22 protein-coding genes are annotated in these 23,951 nt (G+C 40.1%); all 22 read left to right on the top strand.

Annotation, left to right across the window (positions count from 1 at the left end):
* Positions 1 to 8 precede the first annotated feature (8 nt).
* Positions 9 to 875 carry an undecaprenyl-diphosphatase UppP gene (gene uppP, locus ACSSWA_RS14195; RefSeq protein WP_437357211.1) on the top strand — a complete coding sequence of 289 codons (867 nt, stop codon included), beginning with the start codon at positions 9 to 11 and terminating at the stop codon, positions 873 to 875.
* Position 876: 1 nt separating this feature from the next.
* Positions 877 to 1,488: a peptidylprolyl isomerase gene (locus ACSSWA_RS14190; RefSeq protein ID WP_437357210.1), complete on the top strand. Its 612-nt coding sequence runs from the start codon at positions 877 to 879 to the stop codon at positions 1,486 to 1,488.
* Positions 1,489 to 2,958, top strand: coding sequence for a sodium-dependent transporter (locus ACSSWA_RS14185; protein ID WP_437357209.1), 1,470 nt, complete (start codon positions 1,489 to 1,491; stop codon positions 2,956 to 2,958).
* A 104-nt stretch (positions 2,959 to 3,062) separates the two neighbouring features.
* Positions 3,063 to 4,073, top strand: coding sequence for a DNA polymerase III subunit delta (holA, locus tag ACSSWA_RS14180; protein ID WP_437357208.1), 1,011 nt, complete (start codon positions 3,063 to 3,065; stop codon positions 4,071 to 4,073).
* A 93-nt stretch (positions 4,074 to 4,166) separates the two neighbouring features.
* Entirely contained in the window at positions 4,167 to 4,757 is a 591-nt protein-coding gene (locus tag ACSSWA_RS14175) for a sigma-70 family RNA polymerase sigma factor (RefSeq protein ID WP_014856406.1), read from the top strand.
* A 3-nt stretch (positions 4,758 to 4,760) separates the two neighbouring features.
* Positions 4,761 to 5,414 (top strand): hypothetical protein, encoded by a 654-nt coding sequence (locus ACSSWA_RS14170; RefSeq protein ID WP_437357207.1) that lies wholly within the window; start codon positions 4,761 to 4,763, stop codon positions 5,412 to 5,414.
* 67 nt (positions 5,415 to 5,481) lie between these two features.
* Complete coding sequence (rpmE, locus tag ACSSWA_RS14165; protein WP_437357206.1) at positions 5,482 to 5,688, top strand: 50S ribosomal protein L31; 207 nt, start codon at positions 5,482 to 5,484, stop codon at positions 5,686 to 5,688.
* 86 nt (positions 5,689 to 5,774) lie between these two features.
* Entirely contained in the window at positions 5,775 to 7,148 is a 1,374-nt protein-coding gene (gene rsmB, locus ACSSWA_RS14160) for a 16S rRNA (cytosine(967)-C(5))-methyltransferase RsmB (RefSeq protein ID WP_437357205.1), read from the top strand.
* 8 nt (positions 7,149 to 7,156) lie between these two features.
* Positions 7,157 to 8,014: a helix-turn-helix domain-containing protein gene (locus ACSSWA_RS14155; protein ID WP_437357204.1), complete on the top strand. Its 858-nt coding sequence runs from the start codon at positions 7,157 to 7,159 to the stop codon at positions 8,012 to 8,014.
* The gene (ligA, locus tag ACSSWA_RS14150; RefSeq protein ID WP_437357203.1) at positions 7,986 to 9,998 is read left to right on the top strand and encodes an NAD-dependent DNA ligase LigA; all 2,013 of its coding nucleotides are present in this window, start codon (positions 7,986 to 7,988) and stop codon (positions 9,996 to 9,998) included. Before ACSSWA_RS14155 ends, ligA begins: the two co-directional genes overlap by 29 nt.
* Before the next feature lie 4 nt (positions 9,999 to 10,002).
* The gene (locus ACSSWA_RS14145) at positions 10,003 to 10,527 is read left to right on the top strand and encodes a hypothetical protein (RefSeq protein WP_437357202.1); all 525 of its coding nucleotides are present in this window, start codon (positions 10,003 to 10,005) and stop codon (positions 10,525 to 10,527) included.
* A 64-nt stretch (positions 10,528 to 10,591) separates the two neighbouring features.
* Entirely contained in the window at positions 10,592 to 10,951 is a 360-nt protein-coding gene (locus ACSSWA_RS14140; RefSeq protein ID WP_437357201.1) for an STAS domain-containing protein, read from the top strand.
* 95 nt (positions 10,952 to 11,046) lie between these two features.
* Positions 11,047 to 11,892 carry an HAD family hydrolase gene (locus ACSSWA_RS14135; RefSeq protein WP_437357200.1) on the top strand — a complete coding sequence of 282 codons (846 nt, stop codon included), beginning with the start codon at positions 11,047 to 11,049 and terminating at the stop codon, positions 11,890 to 11,892.
* Entirely contained in the window at positions 11,893 to 14,076 is a 2,184-nt protein-coding gene (locus tag ACSSWA_RS14130; protein ID WP_437357199.1) for an HD family phosphohydrolase, read from the top strand.
* Positions 14,077 to 14,079: 3 nt separating this feature from the next.
* Positions 14,080 to 14,970, top strand: coding sequence for a site-specific tyrosine recombinase XerD (gene xerD / locus ACSSWA_RS14125; protein WP_437357198.1), 891 nt, complete (start codon positions 14,080 to 14,082; stop codon positions 14,968 to 14,970).
* Between the two features lie 3 nt (positions 14,971 to 14,973).
* A complete protein-coding gene (locus ACSSWA_RS14120; RefSeq protein WP_437357197.1) occupies positions 14,974 to 16,185 on the top strand; it encodes a hypothetical protein in 1,212 nt (403 codons plus the stop codon).
* Entirely contained in the window at positions 16,182 to 18,044 is a 1,863-nt protein-coding gene (locus tag ACSSWA_RS14115) for an ABC transporter ATP-binding protein (protein WP_437357196.1), read from the top strand. The genes ACSSWA_RS14120 and ACSSWA_RS14115 overlap by 4 nt, the downstream gene beginning before the upstream one ends.
* 2 nt (positions 18,045 to 18,046) lie before the next feature.
* Positions 18,047 to 18,802 carry a glycosyltransferase family 2 protein gene (locus ACSSWA_RS14110; protein ID WP_437357195.1) on the top strand — a complete coding sequence of 252 codons (756 nt, stop codon included), beginning with the start codon at positions 18,047 to 18,049 and terminating at the stop codon, positions 18,800 to 18,802.
* Positions 18,799 to 19,689, top strand: coding sequence for an NAD(+)/NADH kinase (locus ACSSWA_RS14105; protein WP_437357194.1), 891 nt, complete (start codon positions 18,799 to 18,801; stop codon positions 19,687 to 19,689). The genes ACSSWA_RS14110 and ACSSWA_RS14105 overlap by 4 nt, the downstream gene beginning before the upstream one ends.
* Positions 19,686 to 20,183, top strand: a complete 498-nt coding sequence (locus tag ACSSWA_RS14100) for a thioredoxin (protein WP_437357193.1) — start codon at positions 19,686 to 19,688, stop codon at positions 20,181 to 20,183. Before ACSSWA_RS14105 ends, ACSSWA_RS14100 begins: the two co-directional genes overlap by 4 nt.
* A 1,042-nt stretch (positions 20,184 to 21,225) precedes the next feature.
* The gene (locus tag ACSSWA_RS14095) at positions 21,226 to 21,630 is read left to right on the top strand and encodes a hypothetical protein (RefSeq protein WP_437357192.1); all 405 of its coding nucleotides are present in this window, start codon (positions 21,226 to 21,228) and stop codon (positions 21,628 to 21,630) included.
* Between the two features lie 134 nt (positions 21,631 to 21,764).
* A partial coding sequence (locus ACSSWA_RS14090; protein ID WP_437357191.1) for a C25 family cysteine peptidase occupies positions 21,765 to 23,951 on the top strand: 2,187 nt, incomplete at its 3' end.

The following is a 23,951-nucleotide window of genomic DNA, read 5'->3' as shown; positions in this document are numbered from 1 at the left end:
AGGTTATTATGAGCATTATTGAAGCGATTCTCCTTGGAGTGATTCAGGGATTAACGGAATATTTGCCGGTTAGCAGTACGGGACATTTAACCGTGGCGGGAAAATTGATGAACTTAATTTCAATGGATAATCCCGAACGCTGGACTGCTTTCATTGCCGTAATTCAACTCGGTACTTTGTTGGCTGTGTTGGTCTATTTCTTCAATGATATTAAACGGATTGCCGTTGATTTTACGAAAGAAAATATTCTTGATCCGTTAAAAAACAGGTCGAAAATCAGTATAAGCGCCCAGTCCCAAAATTCATTGATGGGGTGGTATCTTATTCTGGCTACGATTCCGGTTGCCGTCGTCGGTTTATTGTTCAAGGATTTTATTGAAGGCGTTTTTACAAAGAATCTTTATGTTATCGCAGCAAGTCTTATACTGCTTGCAATTATCCTTTTTATAGCCGATAAAACCGGCAAGTATAAAAGAACCATGAAAGATATAAAGTGGTACGATGCGCTTATCATCGGTTTGGCTCAGACAATAGCTTTAATACCGGGCTCTTCGCGCTCCGGCACTACGATTACAGCCGGACTTTTTCTCGGACTGAAAAGGGAAACTGCCGCCCGGTTTTCTTTTTTGATGAGCATTCCGGCGGTTCTTGCAAGCGGTCTTTTCGAATTATATTCCGCGCTCGATTATATCGATGCTAATCAAATAATTAACATGAGCGTCGCTACGATTTCTTCGGCAATTGTAGGTTATCTCTCAATCGAATTTCTCCTTCGTTACCTTAAAAAGAAAACAACGCTTCTTTTCGTCGTTTATCGTATATGCGCGGGAATAATCATATTTTTATTATTGCATCTGCAATTAATCGGCGGTTGACATGAAAAACATATACTCCATGATTTTGATTTTACTCGGAATACTTGTATTGGCAGCGTGCGGCTCAAACGAAAAAACTAATATTATCAAACCCGACAAAGCGGACTCTCTTATGACGCTAAAGAACAACGAAAAATTGTATGCGACAATCAATACGGATTTCGGAGCTATCGAAATAGAACTGTTTCCCCATGCGGCTCCCAAGACCGTACGCAATTTTATAAAACTTTCCGAAGAAGGATATTATAACGGAGTCATTTTTCACCGTGTTATTGAAGGATTCATGATTCAAACGGGCGACTCGACCGGAACCGGTATGGGAGGAAAAAGCATATACGGAAGCGCATTCGAAGACGAATTCTCTGCGGATTTAAGGCACGACTCGCCGGGTACTGTCTCGATGGCTAACTCGGGTCCGAATACGAACAAAAGCCAATTTTTTATAACGGTTGCGCCTGCGCCGTGGTTAGACCTTAAGCATACTGTCTTCGGGAAGGTTCGAAAAGGTCAGGAGGTCGTGGAAGAAATAAGCCGCGTGCCGACAGATGAAAACGACAGACCCATCATACCGGTATCGATCAAAAACATTACTGTGGAAAAAAGAAAATATTAGATGAATCAAAAAGAGTTTTTCTCTTCGAGGTGGGCTTTAATAATTTCTACGCTCGGTATTGCCGTGGGAACTGGTAATATCTGGCGCTTCCCTCGAATTGTCGCCACAAACGGCGGCGGCTCTTTCTTAATTCCATGGCTCGCTTTTTTATTTTTGTGGTCGCTTCCGTTGATCATCTCTGAATTTACTTTCGGCAAGACAGCCAGAAAATCGCCTTTTTTTGCATTCCGTTTTTTTGCGGGAAAAAATTACGGTTGGATGGGCGCTTTCGTCGCATTTGTATCCACCGCTATAATGTTTTATTACTCGGTCGTTTCCGGCTGGGCTTTCTACTATTTTTATTCGTCGTTAAACGGGAATCTTTTTGAGACGGCTGACCATCTGAATTTCTGGAATAATTTCAGTTCCGGATATCTGCCTCTGTTGTTTCATTTCACCGCCATATTATTGAGTTCCGCTGTAATTTACAGGGGAATTACGGCGGGCATCGAGAAAGTAAGCAGAGTCTTGGTCGCTTCGCTAGTGTCAATCCTTTTTATTCTTTTCATTAGAGCGGTCACACTGCCGGGCGCGGTCGAAGGACTGAAATTCTTTTTTACACCCGATATAAAATATCTGCTGGATTATAAAGTCTGGTTGAATGCCCTTACTCAAAATGCGTGGGATACGGGAGCCGGTTGGGGATTGATAATGACTTATGCAATTTATATGAAAAAGAGGGAAGACGTTACTCTAAACGGCGCTCTTATCGGATTCGGTAATAATTCGATTTCGTTATTGGCGGGAATGATTATCTTTTCGACGGTCTTTGCCTTAGGCGGCGATTCTCCCCTTGCAATTATTTCCGAGCCCGGTCCGGCTAATACGGGACTGACATTTATTTACCTGCCGTCACTCTTCGGTAAAATGTCCGACTATATCTGGCTCAACCGGGTTTTTGCGACTCTCTTTTTTATGGCTCTCTCGTTTGCGGCTTTGACTTCTTTAATCTCGATGGTAGAGCTGGCTGCAAGAAGCTTGAATGATTTGGGAATAGAACGCAAAAAATCGATTCTGATTGCAGGCTCGGCAGGATTCCTCTTCGGAATACCTTCGGCTTTAAGTATTGATTTTTTCATAAACCAGGATTGGGTCTGGGGAATCGCTCTTTTGATAAGCGGAGCTTTCATCGCTCTGGCTGTAAATAAATACGGCGTAGATAAATTCAGAATCAATTTGCTCAATAGTCCGGACAGCGACTTAAAAATCGGCAAATGGTTTAACGTCTTAATGAAAGTAGTTATTCCAATTGAAGTTATAGTCTTGATCTCGTGGTGGTTGTTTTCTTCGACTTCCTGGGACCCGCAGTGGTGGAATCCTTTCCATCGCGAAAACCTGGGCACCTGTTTGTTTCAATGGGGTATTGTTATAATTTTGTTTATTGTTTTAAACGGGTTGTATAACGGTTATAAAAAAACAGGGGAACATTAAATTGTTGACGATTATCTACGGAGCGTCAATTATTTTAATTTTGTGGGGAGGCTTTTTATATTTTCTCCGGAAAGCGTACGAAAAGGAAAAAATTAAGAATTACAATGGCAAAAAAATCGGTTAAATCGGTTAATCAAATTATTTCCGAAATCAAAAAAGGGATTATTCAGCCCGTTTATTATATCTGTGGCAACGACCAGTACTCGCTCGACGCAGCCGTCGATTATCTCCAAAAACAGCTGGCTCCGCAAATTAATTCCGAATTCGACAGGGAGATTATCTCTGTCGAAAAGGGAGACGACATAAACAAAATAATCGACCTTGCGCTTGCGTTTCCTTTCGGAGACGGCAAAAAATTAATCGTAGTCAAAAATTTTGAAAATATTAACGGGAGAAAAGAAATAGTCGAATATCTCGGGAATCCACCGGATTTTACCATATTGGTTATTCTTCACAATGCCGAAAGATTGGAATTCAACAGAGAGCCGTTCAAATTATTGAACGAAAAAGGGTATTTATACGAGGCGCGGGAAGAAACCGGAGAAGACCTGGTTTACTGGCTTTCGAACCGCGCCAGGAAGATGAAACTGAATTTTAACGACGAACAATTGCGCATATTAATCGAAATCGTGGGAGAAAATAAATCTTTATTGAATTCCCAACTCGATAAAATTGCCGATTATCTCTCTTCTAATCCGGATGCCGAATTTGAGGAAATAAAAAAATTAATTAATCCCACAAAAACCTATTCGATCTTCGATTTACAGGATGCAATAGGCGCCGGCAATACAGCCAAAGCCCTGGAAATTGCGTATAACTTGCTCGATTCGAATGTGGATATTGTAATGCTGATTAATATGATATCAAAATACATATTAACCATTACGCAGGCTCTGGAATTAATGAGGATGAACTTAAACGACGGGGAAGCCTCTTCCAAATTGGGAGTAAGCTGGTATTACTACATAAATTGCAAAAAGGCGAAATTTCTTCTAAACGAGAATCGTCTGAGAAAGGCTGCAAGAGCCCTGTACGAAGCCGACCTGGCGGTTAAAACGACTCAAACAGATCCGAAAGACGTAGTAACTCAACTGTTGGCAAAAATTAGCAGTTGAAAAATTTTTACCTTATAAGTAATATTATTTCACTATTTTTAAGTGATTTACGGATAAAATTTTTGAAACAAACTCAATAATGGACGGGTATAATTGTCTGACAATCGAAAATTAAATGAACTTACTGACGAAGAATTAATTAAACGGTTTCAGGAAACAAATGATCTGGAAGCGTATCAAATTCTCGTTAAGCGTTATAAGGACCCTTTAATGAACTTTGTATATCGGTTTGTTGGCGACCGGGATGTTTGCAGCGATATCGTGCAGGATACAATGATAAAATTTTATTTAAATAAGGATTCATACAGGGAGTTCGCCAAATTCTCAACGTGGATTTATACGATAGCGGGCAATCTGGCAAAAAATGAACTCAAAAGAAGACGCCGGCGCTCGATCCTCTCGCTTACCAATTCCGACGAGGATAAACAAATCCAAGTGGAAGACAAATCGTTCCTGCCTCCCGACCGGATAACCGACAGCCAGATTAAAAACGACATTATACAAAAAGCTTTGATGAAAATTAAACCGGTCTACAGACAAATGGTCATTCTCCGGGATATTCAGGGTCTCAGTTATGAAGAAATTGCCGAGATTACAAACGTATCTCTGGGAACGGTAAAATCGAGAATTAATCGCGGCAGAAATCAACTACAAAAATTATTAAAAAATATATATAACGAGTAGCCTATGGTAGCAAACCGTTACAATGATGACGAACAAAAATATTCAAAACTAATTGAAGACCTGAAACGGCTTCCTCGCGTCAATACCGATGATAATTTCGAATACGTACTGATGACGCGTATTCGGAACGGTAATTTCGGAAATGCGTCTGAAAGCGAGAGAATTCAATTCGGATTAATTCGTTTCCTTGCCCCGACGGCGGTAGTGGCTACGGTCATTGTTCTTTTTGTCCTTTTCCTGCCCGGCGAACAAAATTACGAAGATCCTTTGATGTCCGAACCTCAGGTAATTATCAGCGAACTGGATCATCAGTCGGTATCAAGTCCGCAAGAAACGGAACCCCCGGTCGAAAAGAAGATACAAACCGAAGAAAATTCTTTTGCCGATAAAATAGAAGAACCGCAGGGTAATGTGCGTAATTATCCTATTTTACCCGGCAGGTCTGTTGAATTAGACGATTATATAGCGGGTAAAAATTATAAACGCTCGAATTTATTGCAAGGCAGCGTTGTAAAAGCCGGCGAAAACGTACCTGAATTCGACGGATTTTTCGTGCGGCAGAATCCGGACCCGGAAATGATCAGAAAATACAGGAAAATGATCGATTCTCTTAAAAGAGCCGCAGATTCTTCACGGTTACAAAAGGAAATAAAGTAAGGGAATTTGGTTTTTTCGTTTTTCATAGTTAAATTTGCTATCTAAAATTAAATTAATTGGTTTTGAGATGAAAAAAGGAATACATCCAACTTACAGAAAATGTGAAGTGACTTGCGTTTGCGGTAATACGTTTATTACACGCTCAACTGTAAGCAGTATAAAACTTGAAATTTGTTCCGAATGCCATCCGTTTTTTACCGGAAAACAGAAAATTGTCGATTCTACTGGTCGCGTAGAGAAATTTAAGAAGAAATACGGCATTAAAGGAGCGTAATTTTTTCTCTGTGTTTTTAACGGGCTGTAATACGGCAGCCCTTTTTATTTTTAAAAACCTTCCTGTCATTATATACCTTTTAAATTATGAATGAATCAACTGCAATAAATCTAATGGGCTCCAATCTGTACGAAGGCGTAAGAGGACACGCTGTCAAAATTCTTAACCGTGTCGATCGAACGGACGCATATCTCGATAAATTGCTCGAAATAGAATTGAAAAATTCCAATCTCAGCGGTTTGGACAAGGCGCTCCTTTTCGAAATTGTTCACGGTGTAATGAGATGGATGGGTCGACTCGATTGGATTTTAACCGGATTTTATAAGGGACAGTTTTCCAAATGCGTTCCAAACGTAAAGAATGCGTTGAGAGTGGCGCTCTACCAAATCCTTTTTCTCGATAAAGTGCCCGATTACGCAGCCGTCAACGAAGCCGTTGAATTCGTAAAAAAATTGCAGGGACAAAAATACGCCGATTTGGCGAACGCTCTCTTGAGAAATATTATCAGAAATAAAGAGGGTATCAGATATCCCGACCCGGAAGAAGATCTGGTCGCTTATCTGAGCGCTTATTACTCTCATCCTTCCTGGATGGTCAAAAGATGGCTCGCCCGATTCGGCAGGGAAAATACCGAAAAATTGCTGGCGGCTAACAACAGTAAACCTGTACTGGCTCTCCGCGTCAATAATCTTGTAACTACCAAAGAGGAATTAAAAAAACTTCTCGACGAAGTCGAATTGAAATATACCGACAGTAAGCTTCTGCCCGAATTTATAAGACTGAATAACCTTGTTAACATTGCCGACTGGAAATATTTCAAACTCGGATATTTTTCAGTTCAGGATGAAAGTACCGGGCTGCCGGTAAAATTGCTGAATCCCGAACCAGGGATGCGTGTGCTCGATTTGTGCGCAGCTCCGGGAGGTAAATCCGCTTTTATTGCGGACATGATGAAAAACGAAGGCGAAATCGTAGCGCTCGACCGCTTCGAAAGCAGACTCAAGATTTTGGAAAAGAATCTAGAAAGACTCAAAGTTACCAACGTCCGCACGCAAGCAATCGACGCTCTCGAATACGAAGACGACCGGCTTTTCGATCGTGTGCTTGTTGATGCGCCTTGCTCGGGTCTGGGAACTCTTACCAAAAAACCCGACCTCAAGTGGAAGAAAGATTTGGGAGATATCAGAAAAATTGTTAATATTCAATACGATTTATTGACAAAAGGTGCGTCGCTGCTGAAACCGGGAGGCAGTCTTGTTTACAGCACATGCACAATCGAACCGGAAGAAAATTACGAACTTATAAAGAAATTTCTCGAAAAGAATCCGGATTTTCGATTGGAGCCGGCTGATGATTTAATCGGGAAAGATTATGTGGATGAAAACGGTTACGTAAGAACACTGCCGCATATTCACGGAGTCGACGGCTCGTTTGCGGCGAAATTAACAAAAATCAAATAGGGATTACAATGGCTAAGGAAGCCTTGAAAAAATTTGCCGAAGAATTAAAATCCCTTCGTGAAGAAAAAGGCTTTACTCTGCAACAAATCTCAAGTCATACCCGCATCGATATCAACTTTCTTAAACAACTCGAAGAAGGCAATTTTGACGTACTGCCTGAAATTTACATCAAAGCGTTTATCAGGGAGTATGCCGATTTTATTGGATTAAATCCCGAAGAAGTAGTTAAAAAATACCACACCGCAAGCAAAGGAAAACTGGAAGAACTTAAAGAGGAACCGCCGACAGCCGCTACGGATGAAAAAAAAGAATTGCCCGGTTCCGATGAACTTTTTCCGGAATATAAAACTTCTTCGCCTGAGCCGTTTAACAAGAAATATGTTTATGTAGTAATAGGCGCTGTAGCCGCGATCTTTTTAATTTACTTCCTGTTCCTTTCCGAAAATAAAACCGAACTTTCGGTAGTCGAGCCGGAAACTTCGGTAATGGAATCGAAAAGCGATCGATTCGAACTCGATTCTTCCGTTGTGCAAAAAGAAGAACAAGTTGCAGTTCCTGAAGACGATAGTCTTCATTTATATGTGGAAACAACGGGCACAGTCTGGATTAAAGTGGTATGCGATACGGTCGAAACGCTGCAGAAAATTGTTTCGCCGAATACAAAATTAAATTTCAAAGCAGCGGAAAAATTTTATGTTGCTGTGGGTAACGCCGCTTATGTGAAAATGAAATTCAACGGCAAACCCGTTGAGCCTGTTGGCGAATATGCCGAAGTAAGAAATTATTTTATTTCGCCCGACACTATACGTTCATATTTAATTCCCGTCAACGAGAAAAATGAAAACAAATCCTCAGAAAAGAATTGAAGAACTGCGCCGTTTAATAAGAGAGCACGATTACCGGTATTACGTGCTGGCTCAGCCTGTCATTTCAGATTACGAATACGACAAACTATATAAAGAACTCGTAGAGCTTGAAAAAGCTTATCCCGAATATATAACGCCGGATTCGCCGACTCAAAGAGTCGGTTCGGATATTACGAACGAATTCAAACCGGTTGCTCACCGTATACCGATGCTCTCTCTTTCGAATACGTACAACGAGGAAGAACTCTACGATTTCAATCGCAGAGTTAAAGAAGGACTTCCCGAAGACGAAAAAGTTGAATACGTATGCGAATTGAAAATTGACGGAGTATCCGTTTCGATAATATACGAAAACGGGGTTCTTGTTCGAGCCGCTACACGGGGCGACGGCTCCACCGGAGAAGAAATTACCAATAACGTAAAGACCATAAAATCCCTCCCTCTTTCCGTCAAAACGGAATTAGAAGGATACAAACTGGACGACGTGGAAGTACGCGGCGAAATTTATATGGAATTAAACGACTTTGAAAAGATTAACGCAGAACGAGAATTGAACGGCGAAAAAGCATTTGCCAATCCGCGGAATCTCGTTGCCGGCACTATTAAATTGCTCGACCCTAAGGCTGTGGCAAAAAGACCGCTCAAAATATTTGTTTATTATCTCTATTCTCAGAACGATAACCTTGAGTCGCAATATCAAAACTTGAAATTGCTCGAAGCCATGGGACTGCCCGTAAATGCCAATTACAGATTGTGCGGTTCGATTGACGATGTAATCAGGTTTTGCAGGGAATGGGAAGAGAAACGTTTTACTCTGCCTTATGAAATCGACGGAGCGGTTATAAAAGTTAATTCGATACGTCAGCAGCAAATACTCGGCAGTATTGCCAAATCGCCCAGATGGGCGGTGGCTTTCAAATTTAAAGCCCGACAGGAAAAAACAAAATTGAAAAAAATTGTTTGGCAGGTCGGCAGAACCGGAACGCTTACGCCCGTGGCAGAATTGGAGCCGGTCTTTCTCGCGGGTTCTACTATCAGCCGGGCAACTCTTCATAATATCGATGAAATCAGAAGGAAAGATATTAGAGAAGGCGATACGGTAGTAATTGAGAAAGGCGGCGATGTAATTCCCAAAGTGGTAAGCGTGGATTTGAGTCAACGTCCCGAAAATTCTGTAGAAGTTAAATTGCCCGATAAATGCCCGGTATGCGGTTCAAAACTTTTCAAGCCCGAAGGCGAAGTGGCTGTCTATTGCGAAAATCCGTCGTGTCCCGCTCAAATAAAAGGAAGAATTGCTCATTTTGCGTCGCGAGGCGCAATGGATATTAACGGGCTCGGCGAGTCGCTCATAAATTTGTTCGTCGATCTCGGTTACCTGAAAGATTATGCGGATATCTATTCGTTGAAAGACAAACGCGATGAACTGATAAAAGTCGAACGGCTCGGCGAAAAGAGCGTGGATAATTTGCTTAACGCCATCGAAGAAAGTAAAAATCGAAGCTTCGATAAAGTTCTTTTTGCGCTCGGTATTCGTTACGTCGGAGCGGGCGCCGCTTTGAAACTAGCCGAACATTTCGGTTCTGTCGATCAATTGATGAAAGCCAATGAAGAAGAAATCGAATCGATTCAGGATATAGGACCCAGCATAAGCAAAAGTATCATACGATTTTTCTCCGACCCGAAAAATCTGGACATCCTCGAAAGGTTGCGCAAAGCCGGTCTTAAATTTAAAATGGACGGACAAAAAAAACTATCCGATAAACTCGGCGGCAAGTCGTTTGTGCTTACCGGCGCGCTTGCGTCGATGTCGCGGGATAAAGCAAAAGAATTGATCGTCGCCAACGGAGGCAAGGTTCTGTCCTCAATCAGCAAAAATACAGATTATCTCGTCGCCGGCGAAAAAGCGGGCTCCAAACTCGAAAAAGCCCGCAAACTAGGAGTTAAAATTATCAGCGAAGAAGAATTTCTGAATATGATTAAATAATATTATGCTGGACAAAATTAAATATAACATCGGCAGGTACCTCCTTAAATTGCGATTGAAGAAGAAATTAAATGATCAGACGACTTATAACGGATTGGTAACTAAATCGCGGAGAGTTTTTATTATAATGCCGGAGAATAGGTCGGGGATCGATGATGCTCTCGATGTTGTGAGGTATTTTACTTTGCACGGGAAAAAAGTAATTGTATTTATTAAAAAACAGTTGTCGGAAGCTATACCGGGAAATGTAACTAAGATTGAGTACGATGATGAGGATATAACGCGATTGAATTTGCCTTCCAAGTCGTTGAACAAAAAATTGAATAATATAGAGTGCGACCTGGCAATCGATTTAAACCGTCCGGGAAAACTTTTCTTTGCCGCAGCGTCGAACTCAGTAAAAAGCAAAATCCGTTTTGCGTCGGACAACGGCGAACTGCTGGAATTCTACAATTTTCACTATCATTCGAGCGCAAAAGAACCCGCTGTATTCTACAGAAGTCTGATAAGTTTTTTTAGCATGTTTTAAGATATTGCTTTTTAATAATTAAATGAATTATTAGATTTGTAAATGAGAAAAGAGAAGAATTAGAATGAATGAAAATATAAATTACGAATTAAAGAAAATTGAAGACATAGCGATATTCAAGCTCAACGAAAAAAAATTCGACACGTCGATAGCCGGTTTTGTAAAAGGCGAGTTTACTATTTTACTTCATACGGGCGACATCAATAAACTTATTATTGACCTTTCGGAAGTCGATTACTGCGACAGTTCGGGGTTGAGCGCAATACTTCTGGCATATCGAATACTTCAGGCTAATGACGGAATTCTTAGATTAGCCGCTCCCACAAAGAACGTAAAAACATTAATACAGATCTCTCAGCTCGACAGAGTGCTTTATATCCATGATACGGTGGACGAAGCTTTGCAAGAGCTTCAGAAAGATTAATCCGTTTCCCAAATCTCAATCTCATTGATTTCAATAAATTTGTTGATATATGTCTTCCAAATTCCTATATATAAACATCAAATGTTCCAATAATTATGATTAATCCGGAAATTTTAAGAAAAATCAAATTGGTTGTATTCGATCTCGACGGCACGGCGGTCGACAGTAATGACAGACTGAACGAAGATACGATTAAGCTTGTGAAATTACTGGAAGAAAAAGGCGTTATGTTTACAATTGCCACGGGACGTTTGGCTAAAACCGTTGCGATGCATATACTGAATCTCGGCATTAAAATTCCGGTTATTGCGCTCGACGGAACTCATATTGTTAATCCTGTTAACGATGAAGTTCTTTACGAATCGCACATAAAGGAAAAGCACGTAAAACGAGCTCTTTCGCTGGCTGCCAGGTATTCTTTGATTCACGTTCTTTGCGGCGCCGATGCCGTATATTATACGACAAGGAACGCCCAGGCTTTGGAACTGCTTGAGAAATACGGCGCTATATTCAAAAAGGTCGACGACTATAATGAATATACGTCGGAGGTATTGGAAATTGTCATGATGAGCGATTTCAGGGATAATATTTCGAAGGCTGCCCGTAAAATGAGTTTTCCGTATGTCTACGGCGTCAGAAGCAATTATTATAAATCGCACGACCACGGCGGCATCTACTATCTTGAAATCAGAAATATCGGGTCGAGTAAAGGCAAAGGATTGATTAAACTTTGTCGTAAATTAAAAATCAGCATTAAGGAAACAGCCGTAATCGGAGATTGGTACAACGATATATCGCTTTTTGAAACAAATGCCGTAAAGATTGCCATGGCGAATGCTGTGCCCGAGTTAAAAAGATTGGCTGATATGATTACCAAAGGCGACAACAATAACGGCGGTATCAATGAGTTTCTTCATTTGCTCTTAAAAGCCAGGTCGTAAATGAGTTTTTTTAAAAACAAGAATTACAGAACCGATTTCAAGATAAAGCTATTAACGGCTTTTGTTACTGTGCTGCTTATTGTCTTTATGTTTCCCACGGGCGAAGCAATCGAATCGGAAGTAAACGTCGGTTCGATCTGGATTCAAGACGATCTGATAGCATCGAAAACATTTGAAATCCTCAAAGACGCCGAAACATACAGGAAAGAAAGACAAGCCGCCGCCGCAAGAGTGCTGCCGGTTTTTATCAGAGACGATAATATTACCGAAGCCGGTCTCGATTCCCTTAGAAGATACAATAAACTTCTTCAACAGAGATTGTCCAGAGAAGAATTTTTCAAATACATTCCGTTAAGCAATTCCTCTGCGGAAATATTCTCTAGGCTCAAAAGAAATCCGGGCTCGTTCGGCAATCTGCAAATTCGTTCGTTTAGAAGTGCGCTTAATTTATCCGAGGAACTGGTAAAGAGAATTTATCAACGCGGATTAATCGATCAGTCCTACCAGGATATTAAAAGAGACAGCATTACTGTTCGTCAGGGGAAATACGAAAGACTGTACCCAAAAACATTTTTCTTCGATATTTCTTCGGTAAGTGAATTTATCGAAAGTTATCTGAGAGCAAATGCGGGCAATAACGACGAACTGGTTTCGGCTTTAACAGAATATATACTCTACTTTCTGAAGCCGAATATTACTTTCAGTTACGACGACACGCAAATGGCTATTCAAAACGCGATGGATAAAGTTCCCAGAGTTGTCGGAATCGTTAATGAAAACGAGAGGATAGTAGCCAAACACGACCGGATTACTCCCGAAATAAAACAAAAAATCGATTCCTATCGAGTTGCCAAAGGCGAAGAGATTACTTATCTGGGGAAGATTACTCAGAACGTCGGCAAATTCCTCCACGTCGCTGTTATATTGCTTCCGTTTATTTTGTATATCTATCTGTTCCGAAAGAAAATTTATAACGACAACGTTAGAATACTTCTCATCTCGATAATATTCCTTTTTGTGAGTTTCTTTGCTTATTTAATTTATCAGCTCGACCTTCCGGTCGAAGCCGAATTGCTTGTTCCGGTGGCTGTATCTTCGATGTTGTTGACGATTATTTTCGATTCGCGAGTAGGTTTTTACGGTACGGTTGTTACCGCATTGATTGTAGCGGGTTTGAGAGGCAACGATTATATATTTGCGGTTATGAATATTGTCGCGGGGGCTCTCGCCGCATATACTGTTCGGGATATCAAAAACAGAAACCAAATTTTCCGCTCCCTGGTTTTTATTCTTGTGGGTTATTTTTTAAGCATTGTAGCATTCGGACTCGAAAGGTTCGACACTCTGAATCAAATGGGATTCAGTTTGATCTACGCCGCATCGAACGCATTGATAAGTCCTGTGCTTACTTATGGTTTGATTATTTTCATCGAAAAGTTCTTCGCCATTACGACCGACCTGACGCTGTTGGAACTGACGGATTTTAATCATCCGTTATTAAAGGAACTTGCAAGAAAAGCTCCCGGCACATTCAACCATTCTATGGTAATCGGAACAATGGTAGAATCGGCTGCCGAAGAAATTTCAGCCAATCCGATACTTGCGCGCGTCGGAGCGTATTATCACGACATCGGTAAATTGGCGGAGCCGACCGGGTTTGTAGAAAATCAATCGGGCGCCGAAAATATTCACGATAAATTGAAACCGGAAGAAAGCGTAAAAATAATTATCGACCACGTTATTAAAGGAGTGGAACTGGCAAAGAAATACAATCTGCCGCAGGAAATAATCGATTTCATACCGATGCATCACGGAACGATGGTAATAAAATACTTTTACGAAAAAGCCAAAGAATTATACGGCGAAGCGAATGTGAAAATCGACGAGTATCGTTATAAAGGTCCTAAACCGAATACGAAAGAAACTGCGCTCGTTATGATTGCCGACGCATGCGAATCGACTGTGCGCGCAATGCCGGAACCGACTCCCCGGAAAATTGAAAATGTAATCGACAATATTATTGACGACCGAATAACCGACGGTCAACTGGATAATTCTACATTAACTTTCAGGGATATTAAAAAAATAAGAGAGTCGTTTAAGAATATTCTCATCGGTCAGCATCATAAAAGAATACGTTACCCGAAGCAGGACGAAATGGAAAACAACAAAAAAGACGCATAGCCGATGGAAGCTTTTCTTAAAGAATATTTGACGCTTCTTTTGTACGAAAAAAATCTTTCCGAAAATACGGTAAACAGTTACCAATCCGATTTGAAGAAGTTTTTCGATTTTCTGGATAGAAAACTCGTTGCCGACCTGAACGAAGTTACTTCTGAAATTATATCAGAGTATTTTGAGGAAATCAGACGGACGGGCATCGACTCCTCCACTTCGGCAAGATATATGTCGGCAATTAAAGGTTTCTGGAATTTTCTTGAAAATATGAATTATGTCACGTCGAATCCAACCGAAAAACTATCCGGAGTTCCGAAATCGAGAAAACTCCCTTCGGTTCTTTCGGTCGAAGAAATCGATTTAATTTTGAACTGCGTCGATTCGTCTTCTCCAATCGGATTGCGTGACCGGGCCATATTGGAACTTTTTTATTCTTCAGGATTGCGCGTTTCGGAACTGATAAATTTAAGAATTCCCGACTTGCTTTTTGAAGACGAAGTGGTAAGAGTATTGGGCAAAGGCTCGAAGGAAAGATATGTGCCGGTGGGAATTAGCGCGGTTTACTGGGTTAATGAATATCTTAAAAGAGGAAGACCTTTTTTGAAGAATAAAGTTAAGTCGGAAAATATAGTTTTCCTGAACAGGCGCGGCGGAAAATTGTCGAGAATGTGGATTTGGAAAATATTCGAACGTTATTCGAAAGAAGCGGGTATCGAAAAAGAAATTCATCCGCATACTTTCAGACATTCGTTTGCGACGCATCTGATTGAGGGAGGCGCCGATTTGAGAGCCGTTCAGGAAATGCTCGGGCACGCCGATATTTCAACGACTCAGATTTATACTCATATCGACAGAGAATTTGTCAAACAAATGCACAGAGACCATCATCCGCGCGGATAAACGTTGAAAGGGAAAAAAATCAAAATATTGTTTCTGCTTGTCGCAATTTTTACTTTGATTATACTTTGTACTCCTGAAAAAGAAATTGAAGTCAGCGACGGTTATACCCTTGTGTTGAAAAAGTCGAAAGACTCGTTAAAACTCGTTCAATATGCTTCAAATCTTGACAAGTCGCTGTTAACCGGTTATCAAATTGTAAAAAGTTCCGGGGGCGAATATCTGTTGACATCCGGGAATTACCCGTCCGTATTCGAAGCGGGAATGGCGGGATTTGAATTGTTCATGAAATCAGGAATCGAAGACTACCGGATTTATTACAAAGATAAATTCGTAAAAGATAATTATAGGACATTGTTGTTTATCGGCGATTATTACGGCAGGCAGTCGCTCTACAAATACGATCTGGTAAAAAAGAAATCGATTCCTTACTGGAGCCGCTGGGGAAGAAAAGTTCTCTCTCTCAGTTATTCCGAAGACAGGAATTATGCCTTTATAATTACGGCGTTGAGCTGGGGAATAAGAGGAGAGTTCCCGTTCGTAAGAGACGCGCGGCTATACCATTATCGAACGCAGGACGACGATTTAAATGAACTGTTTTATTTCGGAAGAGGTTTGCAGATTTATTCCTATTGGGAAAACGAAGACACATTCAAGGTAAATTTTACCAAACCGGACACTCTGAGTCCGCAAATACTTGTTCAATCGATCTATTCGTTCGACAAAGAAGGCAACTACTCTAAGTTATCCGAACGTAAATTCGATTTGACAAAAGACGGATTTCCAAAACCTTCTGTTTTGAAGCCTGTTTCGGTTTCGCCGAAGGGTAAGTTCCACTTCAGATATATTTATGAGAACGGCAAAAGCTTTATCTACCTGAAGAATCTAGAAGAGAACAAAGAAATTCTTATTAAGGAGTACGAAGGAGAATTGTCTCGAAACGAATGGACCCCGGATGAAAAATATCTTTTTCTTACATTTAAGTCCGAAGGAAGCAATAGAAAATCGGAGTTGATTGTTGTAGACAATTATTCCATGAAAATACGACGGACTTTCTACGGGCCTCCCTACATGAATTTATTAGTTCACGGAAACTTATTATTTTTTGACGAAGAAAATAACGGTATATCCGGCATCGGAATATACGATTATGCAAACGATAAAATATACGACCGCATTATGATTCCCGGCGGGTGCGGTCTTAAATTTATGTTATGAAAACTTACTTCAGAATAGTTGGTTATCTTAAACCGTACTGGAAACATCTGACAGCTTCGATAGTCTTTACGATATTTTCGGCGTTGCTCGACGGCGCTTCTATTTATTTGTCTATTCCTCTTCTCGATACTTTGTTTCAACAAAAGGGAGTGAGCGAAGGCTCGTCCGCGGTTTTACAAAAGAGCGGTTTGAATTCAGGCGGCGATTTCTGGATTGTTCGGGAAGTGAACCGGCTTTTGAACGAAATACAAACGTTTATTTTTGCGGGCTCCGTTTCCGAAGTATTGATTAAAATCTGTCTGCTTATAATTATCGCTTTCCTGGGCAAAAATTTGTTCGGCTATCTGCAGACTTATTATCTTGCGTTCGTCGAACAGGGCGTAATAAAAGATTTGCGGAATCAGGCTTATCGGCATCTTCATAAATTGCCGATGAGCTATTTTAAAAACGAAAAGACGGGCAATTTGATTTCGAGAATAATGAACGACGTCAATGCCGTCAATTCGAGCATTTCCGCCGTTTTTCTTAATCTTATCAGAGAACCGCTTAAGATAATAGTTTTTCTTGGAATAGCTATTGCAATAAGCTGGAAACTGACTCTGTTTTCGCTGATTGTGCTTCCCTTTTCTCTAATTGTAATCAGTTATATCGGACTGATTATCAGAAAGCAAAGCGGTCTGCTGCAGCAAAAAATAGCTGACCTCACAAACCGTCTTCACGAAACTATTACCGGCATTAAAATCGTCAAAGCTTTCGGCATGGAAGAATATGAGAATCGTAAGTTCGAAGAAGAAACGGAAGGATTTTTCAGACTTTCGCTAAAAATAACTCGTATAAGAAACATATCGAGTCCGACGACGGAATTCCTGAGCGTTATCGTCGGGGTGGTTATTATCTATTTCGGCGCTCAGCTTGTGCTTGTCGATAAATCGATAACGGCAAGTCAGTTTATCGGATTTCTCTTTGCCATATTTCAATTAATGCCGCCCGTAAAAGAACTCAGCAGCGTCAACAACAGAATTCAGGAATCGAGCGCGGCAGCCGACAGAATTTTCGAAATACTCGACACCGAACCTTCTATTAAAGACCCTGAGAATCCCGCGCCGCTCCATGATTTCAATGATAAACTTGAATTCAGAAACGTATCGTTCAAGTATGAAGATTCGGAATCGCTTGTGCTCGATAATATTAATTTTACCGCAAACAAAGGTAAAATAATCGCGATAGTGGGCAGCAGCGGAGCGGGTAAAACCACTCTTGTCGATTTAATACCCAGATTTTACGACCCGGTGGAAGGCGCCATTTTACTCGACGGACTCGATATACGGTCTTTTAAAATTGAAGACCTTAGAAAATTAATGGGAATAGTGACTCAGGAAACGGTATTGTTCAATGATACCGTAAGGAATAATATAGCTTACGGACTTACCGAATGCGACGATCAAAAAATAATCGAAGCGGCAAAAGCCGCCAACGCTCATAAGTTTATAATGGAATTGCACCATAAGTACGACACTATCATCGGAGAAAAAGGAACAAAGCTGTCCGGAGGACAACGTCAAAGAATATCGATTGCCCGGGCAATTCTGAAAAATCCTCCGATTATGATTTTAGACGAAGCCACTTCCGCGCTCGACAACGAATCGGAAGTCCTGGTTCAGGAAGCCATCGAAAGATTATTACATAACCGCACAGTATTCGTTATTGCGCACCGCCTGAGCACAATCCGAAACGCAGACAGGATTCTCGTGCTCGAACAGGGCAAAATCGTTCAGGACGGCAAGCATGAGGATTTGATTAAAGACGAAGAAGGGATTTACAAAAAATTATACGAACTTCAATTCAGGGATATTGCCTGATCATGATTAATCTTTCGGCTATTTTAATAGCGTGCAACGAAAAAAATAATATCGGCAGGTGTCTGCAAAGTCTGAACGATGTAATCGACGACATTGTGGTTCTGATCGATTCGAAAACTACGGACGGCACGGAAGACATAGTTAAATCTTTTCCGAATGTGAATTATGAAACGGTCGAATGGCGGGGATACGGACCGACTAAAAATTACGCTTTGACAAAAACAAAACACGATTGGGTTTTGTGGATCGACGCCGACGAAGAATTGACTCCCGAACTGAAAGAGGAATTAATAAACTTCAAGAAGAGTAAACCGCGGCACGACGCCTATTACGTAAAGCGCAGAGCTTTCTTCCTGGGAAAGTGGATTAAACATTGCGGATGGTACCCCGGTTACGTTTTGCGGCTTTTTAATAAAAACAAAGCTCGTTTCGACTCGAAGAATGTTCACGAAGGTTTACAGGTCGAAGGGAAAAAAGGTTATCTTAAAAATGATTTGAATCACTATACCGATCCGGACGTTAAACATTATTTTGAAAAGTTCAACAACTATACTACTCTGGCTGCCGGAGAATTACATTCCAAAGGTAAAAGAGCGGGCATGAGGGATTTATTGTTGCGTCCGCCTTTTCTGTTTCTAAAAATGTATATATTACGTCTCGGCTTTCTGGACGGGCTGCACGGTTTAATACTGTCTGTTTTTTCGTCGCTCTATGTATTTACCAAATACGTTAAATTATGGGAAATGGATAGAAAATGAAATTGGGTTTAATACCGAATATTTCCAAAGAGGATATTGTCAATACAGTAGATCTGCTTGTAAGGCAAATCAGAGAAGCTGGTATCGAATACGCTTTGTCGAATATAATGCTCGGGATGCAGGAAGAGTTTCCCGACCCGGTGAAAAATTCTGATTTTCTTCCGCTCGATGAATTGATCAAATATTCCGATATGGTGGTTTCGATCGGTGGCGACGGCACAATATTGTCTACTGCCTATTCAATCCGAAATACCGAAACGCCCGTTATCGGAGTAAATCTCGGTAAAATGGGTTTCCTCGCGGAATTCGACGTCGATTCGTTTAAAGAATTTTTGAGCGATTTGAAAAATGGTAGCTATATAGTCGAAAAGAGAATGACGTTGAGAGGCAAGATTGAAGGCGTAGACGACGAACTATACGCTATTAACGACATTGTTATCGACAAAGGCTCGTGGGCAAAGTTAATTGAGCTTACAATTAAAATTGACGACGACTACGTTTCCACATTCTCCGCCGACGGTCTTATAGTTGCCACGCCGACGGGAAGTACGGGTTATTCTCTTGCCGCGGGCGGACCGATTGTAAATCCGAAAGCAAAAGCAATTACATTGAGCCCCATTGCGCCTCATATACTTACAATGCGACCGCTTGTAATATCGGGCGAGCAGAAAATTAGAATCGTTGCGCGTTCGCTCTATGGAAAGGTAAATATCAACTGCGACGGTCAACGTACTATTTCACGCAATACGCCGGTGGCAATCGAAATTACAAAAGGCGGGAACAGTTTTAATCTCGTTCACTCGAACAAATCGAATTATTTTGAAATACTCAGAAACAAACTTTTCTGGGGACTCGACATCCGAAACATAAACATGGAATCGAAATGAAAATTCTTGTATTTTCATTACTTCTTGCCGGCGCTCTTTTGGCGCAGGAAAAATGCAATTTCACATTCGACGAAAAATCCGGTAAGAATATTTTGATCGGCGAAATAACGAGAGAAAATTTAACCGACAGCTCTTATTCCGTGTGGTTCAGCGAAGAATATGACAATTACGCTCCGGACACGCTAGTAATCGAGCGTCTTAAGAAAAATTTAAAAGAATACGCGATTGAAGTTGTATTCGGCACATGGTGCAGCGACAGCCGAAGAGAAGTTCCGCGATTCTTAAAAATTCTCGATCTATGCGGATTCTCCGATAAAAATTTAAGACTGATCGCCGTCGACAGAAATAAAAAGGCGGACGATATCGACATAAGCGATAAAGAGATTGCGCTCGTACCCACATTCATCATCTACAAAAACAACGAGGAAAAGGGCAGAATTATAGAAACGCCCGAAGAAACGCTTGAAAAAGATTTATCGAATATTCTCAATTGATTTATTCACATATTTTCAAATTAATAAATTCCGTTTTTGTCCGGAAACGCTTTGCTGTTAACAAGATTACAAAATTACAAGCATTGCCAAATTCGTGTTTAGGTCCGGGCGCCTGCCTACCGGTGGGCAGGTTCTTCGTGCGGAAGTTAGGGGGGAAAGATAGAGATTCTTCACCCGCCGATGGCGGGTTCAGAAAGACATAAAGTATTAATATTACTTTCACCATTGCTTTGAGCATCACAAATACAGCAATTTGTCTTTCTGAGGAGATCCGACGTAGACGGAACGACGAAGGATCTTGTATGGCAATTTGATCTACTTAACTGACTTGGAGATTCTTCCTCCGCCTGCGGCGGAGTCGGAGTGACCGTGACCTTTGCGTCCGTGGCGCGCTTTGAGGTTTAATTTGAGTTTGCTACGTCATTCGCACAAAGCTCACTCCTCGCAAAGACGGGGGCGTTCGGGAGCGCTGAGGTACAATGTTCTTCGTTAAAAAGAGGCGTATATTATACATCAAAACTATCAGCTATTGTATATCAACATATAGCAAAGAAAAAAGAATTTCTACCCACTAATCCCTACACCCTGATCCCTAGTTCCTAATAGAACTACAAATATTGAACTCCAAAGCCAAGAATCCCAGTACGACGAACCCCAAAACCAAGAACCCCAGCTCCCCTAACCACCAATCCCTAATCCTATGTTAAAAAGTCTTGACTTTTTTTTGAAATTTAGTAAAATTATCTGAGAATAATTGCAGGGCAGATAATTTCCGATTAGAGTAAGTTCATTTCATTTTACTGAGGGTGAAATTAACGGATGAAGTAAATTTTAGTTTATGCGGTAAAATTATTTTCTCTACCACTTTATACTAATTGTAGCGAGGAGTGATTTTATATTTCAAAAAAGACAGGAGGTGCAGAATGAAAAAGAAGTTTATTTGATAGAATATGTAGATAAAATAAAAATTATCAACAGAGAATAGTGAAGAATAACTAAATGAATATGATATTAATATTCATAGTTGACTTGGGAGGATCAAATGAAACAAAATATTTTTCATTTTTATGTGATTTCATTATTTGTGCCGATATTTTTTGGGTCTTGTTCCGAAAAAACCATTGAACCAAATGAAATATCGCTGAAAGAAGCTGAACAAATAGTATTTTATGACATTCTCAATAATAATGATTCGGGAAAGGTTATTTATGAGCTATTAACAAAATTAAAATCAAACACGAAAGTAAAACAAAGGGGTCCGGATTCAACTAAATATTCTGTACCATATAACGCATGGTTCTTTTTTATAGATGATCAACCTGATTATAGGTGGGCCCATGCTTGTCGTTATGTTTTTATAGCATGTGAGGGGGGACGACAGACTATTTTCAATGAACGTTTCCCTCCAGAAAATTTTGAAAATCTAAGGGTAGTTATATTTAAATAATGGAAAAGATGTTGATTCCTTAAGTATATATCATGACAATGCTGAAGCCAATATTAGTACTTCTGTTGCTCAATTTTCAATAATAAAATTACAATATGACTAGTCATATAAGAAATTTAAGAGGAGAAATTATAATGAAAAATTTATGTTATTTATTCGCTACCCTATTCTGGATAGTGGGTACTTCTGCCGGTCAGTGGATAAACTGCAAATCTGCCGAGGCAAGGCCTGTGATTACTAACCTGATAGAAAATGTTTCTAATAGTATAGTAATAGAGGTAATATTACCAGGATATTTTCAAAACAAAATCGATATTAATGGTAAAACATTTACGAAATTGTCAATACCTAACGCTCCAACATTTCTTGATAAAGGATACCCAGAGCTACCACGTATTAATAGTAATATTGTAATTCCAAATGCAGCTAAAATGCAATTCGAAATATTGGAAGTTGAAAGCGACACTATATCTATTGAACCTATAGCTCCTTCAAAAGGTAGTCTCCCCCGCTCGGTTGATCCTGAAAAGGTACCTTATACATTCAGTGATATCTATATAACAAATATATTTTGGCCTGAAAATATTATAGAACTTTCAAAGCCGTTTATAATTAGAGATTTAAGAGGAATTACATTAAGATTCAATCCTTTTCGTTATAATGCTGTTATGGGTAAATTAATTACTTATAAGCGCATTGTGGTAAAAGTGTTTGCTGAAGGTATTGATAATGTTAATGTGAAAAATAATGAAAAAGGGAAAAGAATCGATAAGGACTTCATGAACCTATATAAAAGATTCTTTTTAAATTACGAAGACAACCAAAATAAAATCCTTAATAAGTCTACTTATGATGATATTGCTGAAGCAGGAAGAATGTTAATTATAGTTGCAGATGATTTTTACAATAATTTGATTCCACTACGAGATTGGAGAACAAGAAAAGGAAATAAAACAATTCTTGTAAAATGTTCCGATATTGGTACAACCGTTAATGCAATAAAAAATTATATACAGAATATGTATAACACACAGGAAAGTGTAACATACATACTTTTAGTAGGTGAGGGAAATAATGCAGATATTCCTTCCAAGAGTATTCCTTATCCTGGGACGCAAACAGCACCGACAGACCCAACCTACGTACTGCTTGAAGGTGATGATCCCTATCCTGACGCTTATATATCTAGAATTTCAGCAAGCAATATAGATGATGTTAAGAACCAAATAGCAAGAATTATTAATTATGAGGCTAGTCCTGTCATCGGTACATGGTTTCAGAAAGCTTGCGGTATAGCATCCCATGAAGGCAATCCTGCAGATACCACGCGATGTAATTTATTACGAAATGATTTATTAACCTATGGCTATACCTCTGTTGATAAGTTATACGACATTACTACGTCATCACCAATTACAAATGCCATTTATAATGGTAGAGGAATTGTCAATTATATTGGACATGGCACAGAAACAGAGTGGGGATTTAATTATCCATATGTGTGGCCGCTATTCTCTGTTACGGACGTACAAAATCTTTCGAGCACAGGAATGTTACCATTTATTTTTTCTGTAGCATGCGAAGTTGGTTCTTTTTCTGAGATAGCAACCTGTTTTTCAGAAGCTTGGCTAAGGAGTGGAACAGAAAATAGTCCGATAGGAGCAATTGGGTTTTATGGTTCATCTATTGGTCAACCTTGGGTAGAGCCAACGGTTGCACAAGCAGAAGCGATTGATTTGTTAGTAAACGATGCAAAGTTAACTATAGGTGGCCTCTGTTTTAACGGATCTTGTAAAATGATTGAAGATTACCCCGGAACAGGGCCTGGGGTGTTCAATACTTGGCATATATTCGGTGATGCTGCTACCCATATATGGACAAAAAATCCTTCAACGTTTAGTTCGATAAGCATTACTGATAATGGAAATTCTATTACAGTAAATATAGGAAGTTCCACCGCTACGATCTGTGTGTCGAGCTTGGATAACGGTTCTTCTTTTTGGCAGTATCAAGATAATATAAGTAGTTACACATTTAATACATCTATTCGACCATTATACATTACAATAACAAAACATAATTATATACCTTTCTTAGGTATTTCAGGCGGTATGATAAATGGCAATATTTCTTTTTATGGCATACTAAAAGTAATGGGAGATTTAACGGTTGACAGTGGTGCAACACTAACAATTGAACCTGGATCGACAATATACATTGCAAACGGCAAATCACTTATAATCAACGGTACACTAAATGCACAAGGGACTTCCGCAAATAAAATCACTTTTACCAGCACTTCAGGCACCTGGGGAGGAATT

The organism is Melioribacter sp. Ez-97 (assembly GCF_051488665.1).
Classification (GTDB): Bacteria; Bacteroidota; Ignavibacteria; order Ignavibacteriales; family Melioribacteraceae; genus Melioribacter.
Note: the sequence above shows the minus strand (reverse complement) of the source record. Positions and strands in the feature narration are given on the sequence as shown.

Bases quoted from the DNA above. Each gene is read 5' to 3' on its own strand.
- uppP (WP_437357211.1), top strand. From the start codon at position 9: ATGAGCATTATTGAAGCGATTCTCCTTGGAGTGATTCAGGGATTAACG.
- ACSSWA_RS14190 (WP_437357210.1), top strand. From the start codon at position 877: ATGAAAAACATATACTCCATGATTTTGATTTTACTCGGAATACTTGTA.
- ACSSWA_RS14185 (WP_437357209.1), top strand. From the start codon at position 1,489: ATGAATCAAAAAGAGTTTTTCTCTTCGAGGTGGGCTTTAATAATTTCT.
- holA (WP_437357208.1), top strand. From the start codon at position 3,063: ATGGCAAAAAAATCGGTTAAATCGGTTAATCAAATTATTTCCGAAATC.
- ACSSWA_RS14170 (WP_437357207.1), top strand. From the start codon at position 4,761: ATGGTAGCAAACCGTTACAATGATGACGAACAAAAATATTCAAAACTA.
- rpmE (WP_437357206.1), top strand. From the start codon at position 5,482: ATGAAAAAAGGAATACATCCAACTTACAGAAAATGTGAAGTGACTTGC.
- rsmB (WP_437357205.1), top strand. From the start codon at position 5,775: ATGAATGAATCAACTGCAATAAATCTAATGGGCTCCAATCTGTACGAA.
- ACSSWA_RS14155 (WP_437357204.1), top strand. From the start codon at position 7,157: ATGGCTAAGGAAGCCTTGAAAAAATTTGCCGAAGAATTAAAATCCCTT.
- ligA (WP_437357203.1), top strand. From the start codon at position 7,986: ATGAAAACAAATCCTCAGAAAAGAATTGAAGAACTGCGCCGTTTAATA.
- ACSSWA_RS14145 (WP_437357202.1), top strand. From the start codon at position 10,003: ATGCTGGACAAAATTAAATATAACATCGGCAGGTACCTCCTTAAATTG.
- ACSSWA_RS14140 (WP_437357201.1), top strand. From the start codon at position 10,592: ATGAATGAAAATATAAATTACGAATTAAAGAAAATTGAAGACATAGCG.
- ACSSWA_RS14135 (WP_437357200.1), top strand. From the start codon at position 11,047: ATGATTAATCCGGAAATTTTAAGAAAAATCAAATTGGTTGTATTCGAT.
- ACSSWA_RS14130 (WP_437357199.1), top strand. From the start codon at position 11,893: ATGAGTTTTTTTAAAAACAAGAATTACAGAACCGATTTCAAGATAAAG.
- xerD (WP_437357198.1), top strand. From the start codon at position 14,080: ATGGAAGCTTTTCTTAAAGAATATTTGACGCTTCTTTTGTACGAAAAA.
- ACSSWA_RS14115 (WP_437357196.1), top strand. From the start codon at position 16,182: ATGAAAACTTACTTCAGAATAGTTGGTTATCTTAAACCGTACTGGAAA.
- ACSSWA_RS14110 (WP_437357195.1), top strand. From the start codon at position 18,047: ATGATTAATCTTTCGGCTATTTTAATAGCGTGCAACGAAAAAAATAAT.
- ACSSWA_RS14105 (WP_437357194.1), top strand. From the start codon at position 18,799: ATGAAATTGGGTTTAATACCGAATATTTCCAAAGAGGATATTGTCAAT.
- ACSSWA_RS14100 (WP_437357193.1), top strand. From the start codon at position 19,686: ATGAAAATTCTTGTATTTTCATTACTTCTTGCCGGCGCTCTTTTGGCG.
- ACSSWA_RS14095 (WP_437357192.1), top strand. From the start codon at position 21,226: ATGAAACAAAATATTTTTCATTTTTATGTGATTTCATTATTTGTGCCG.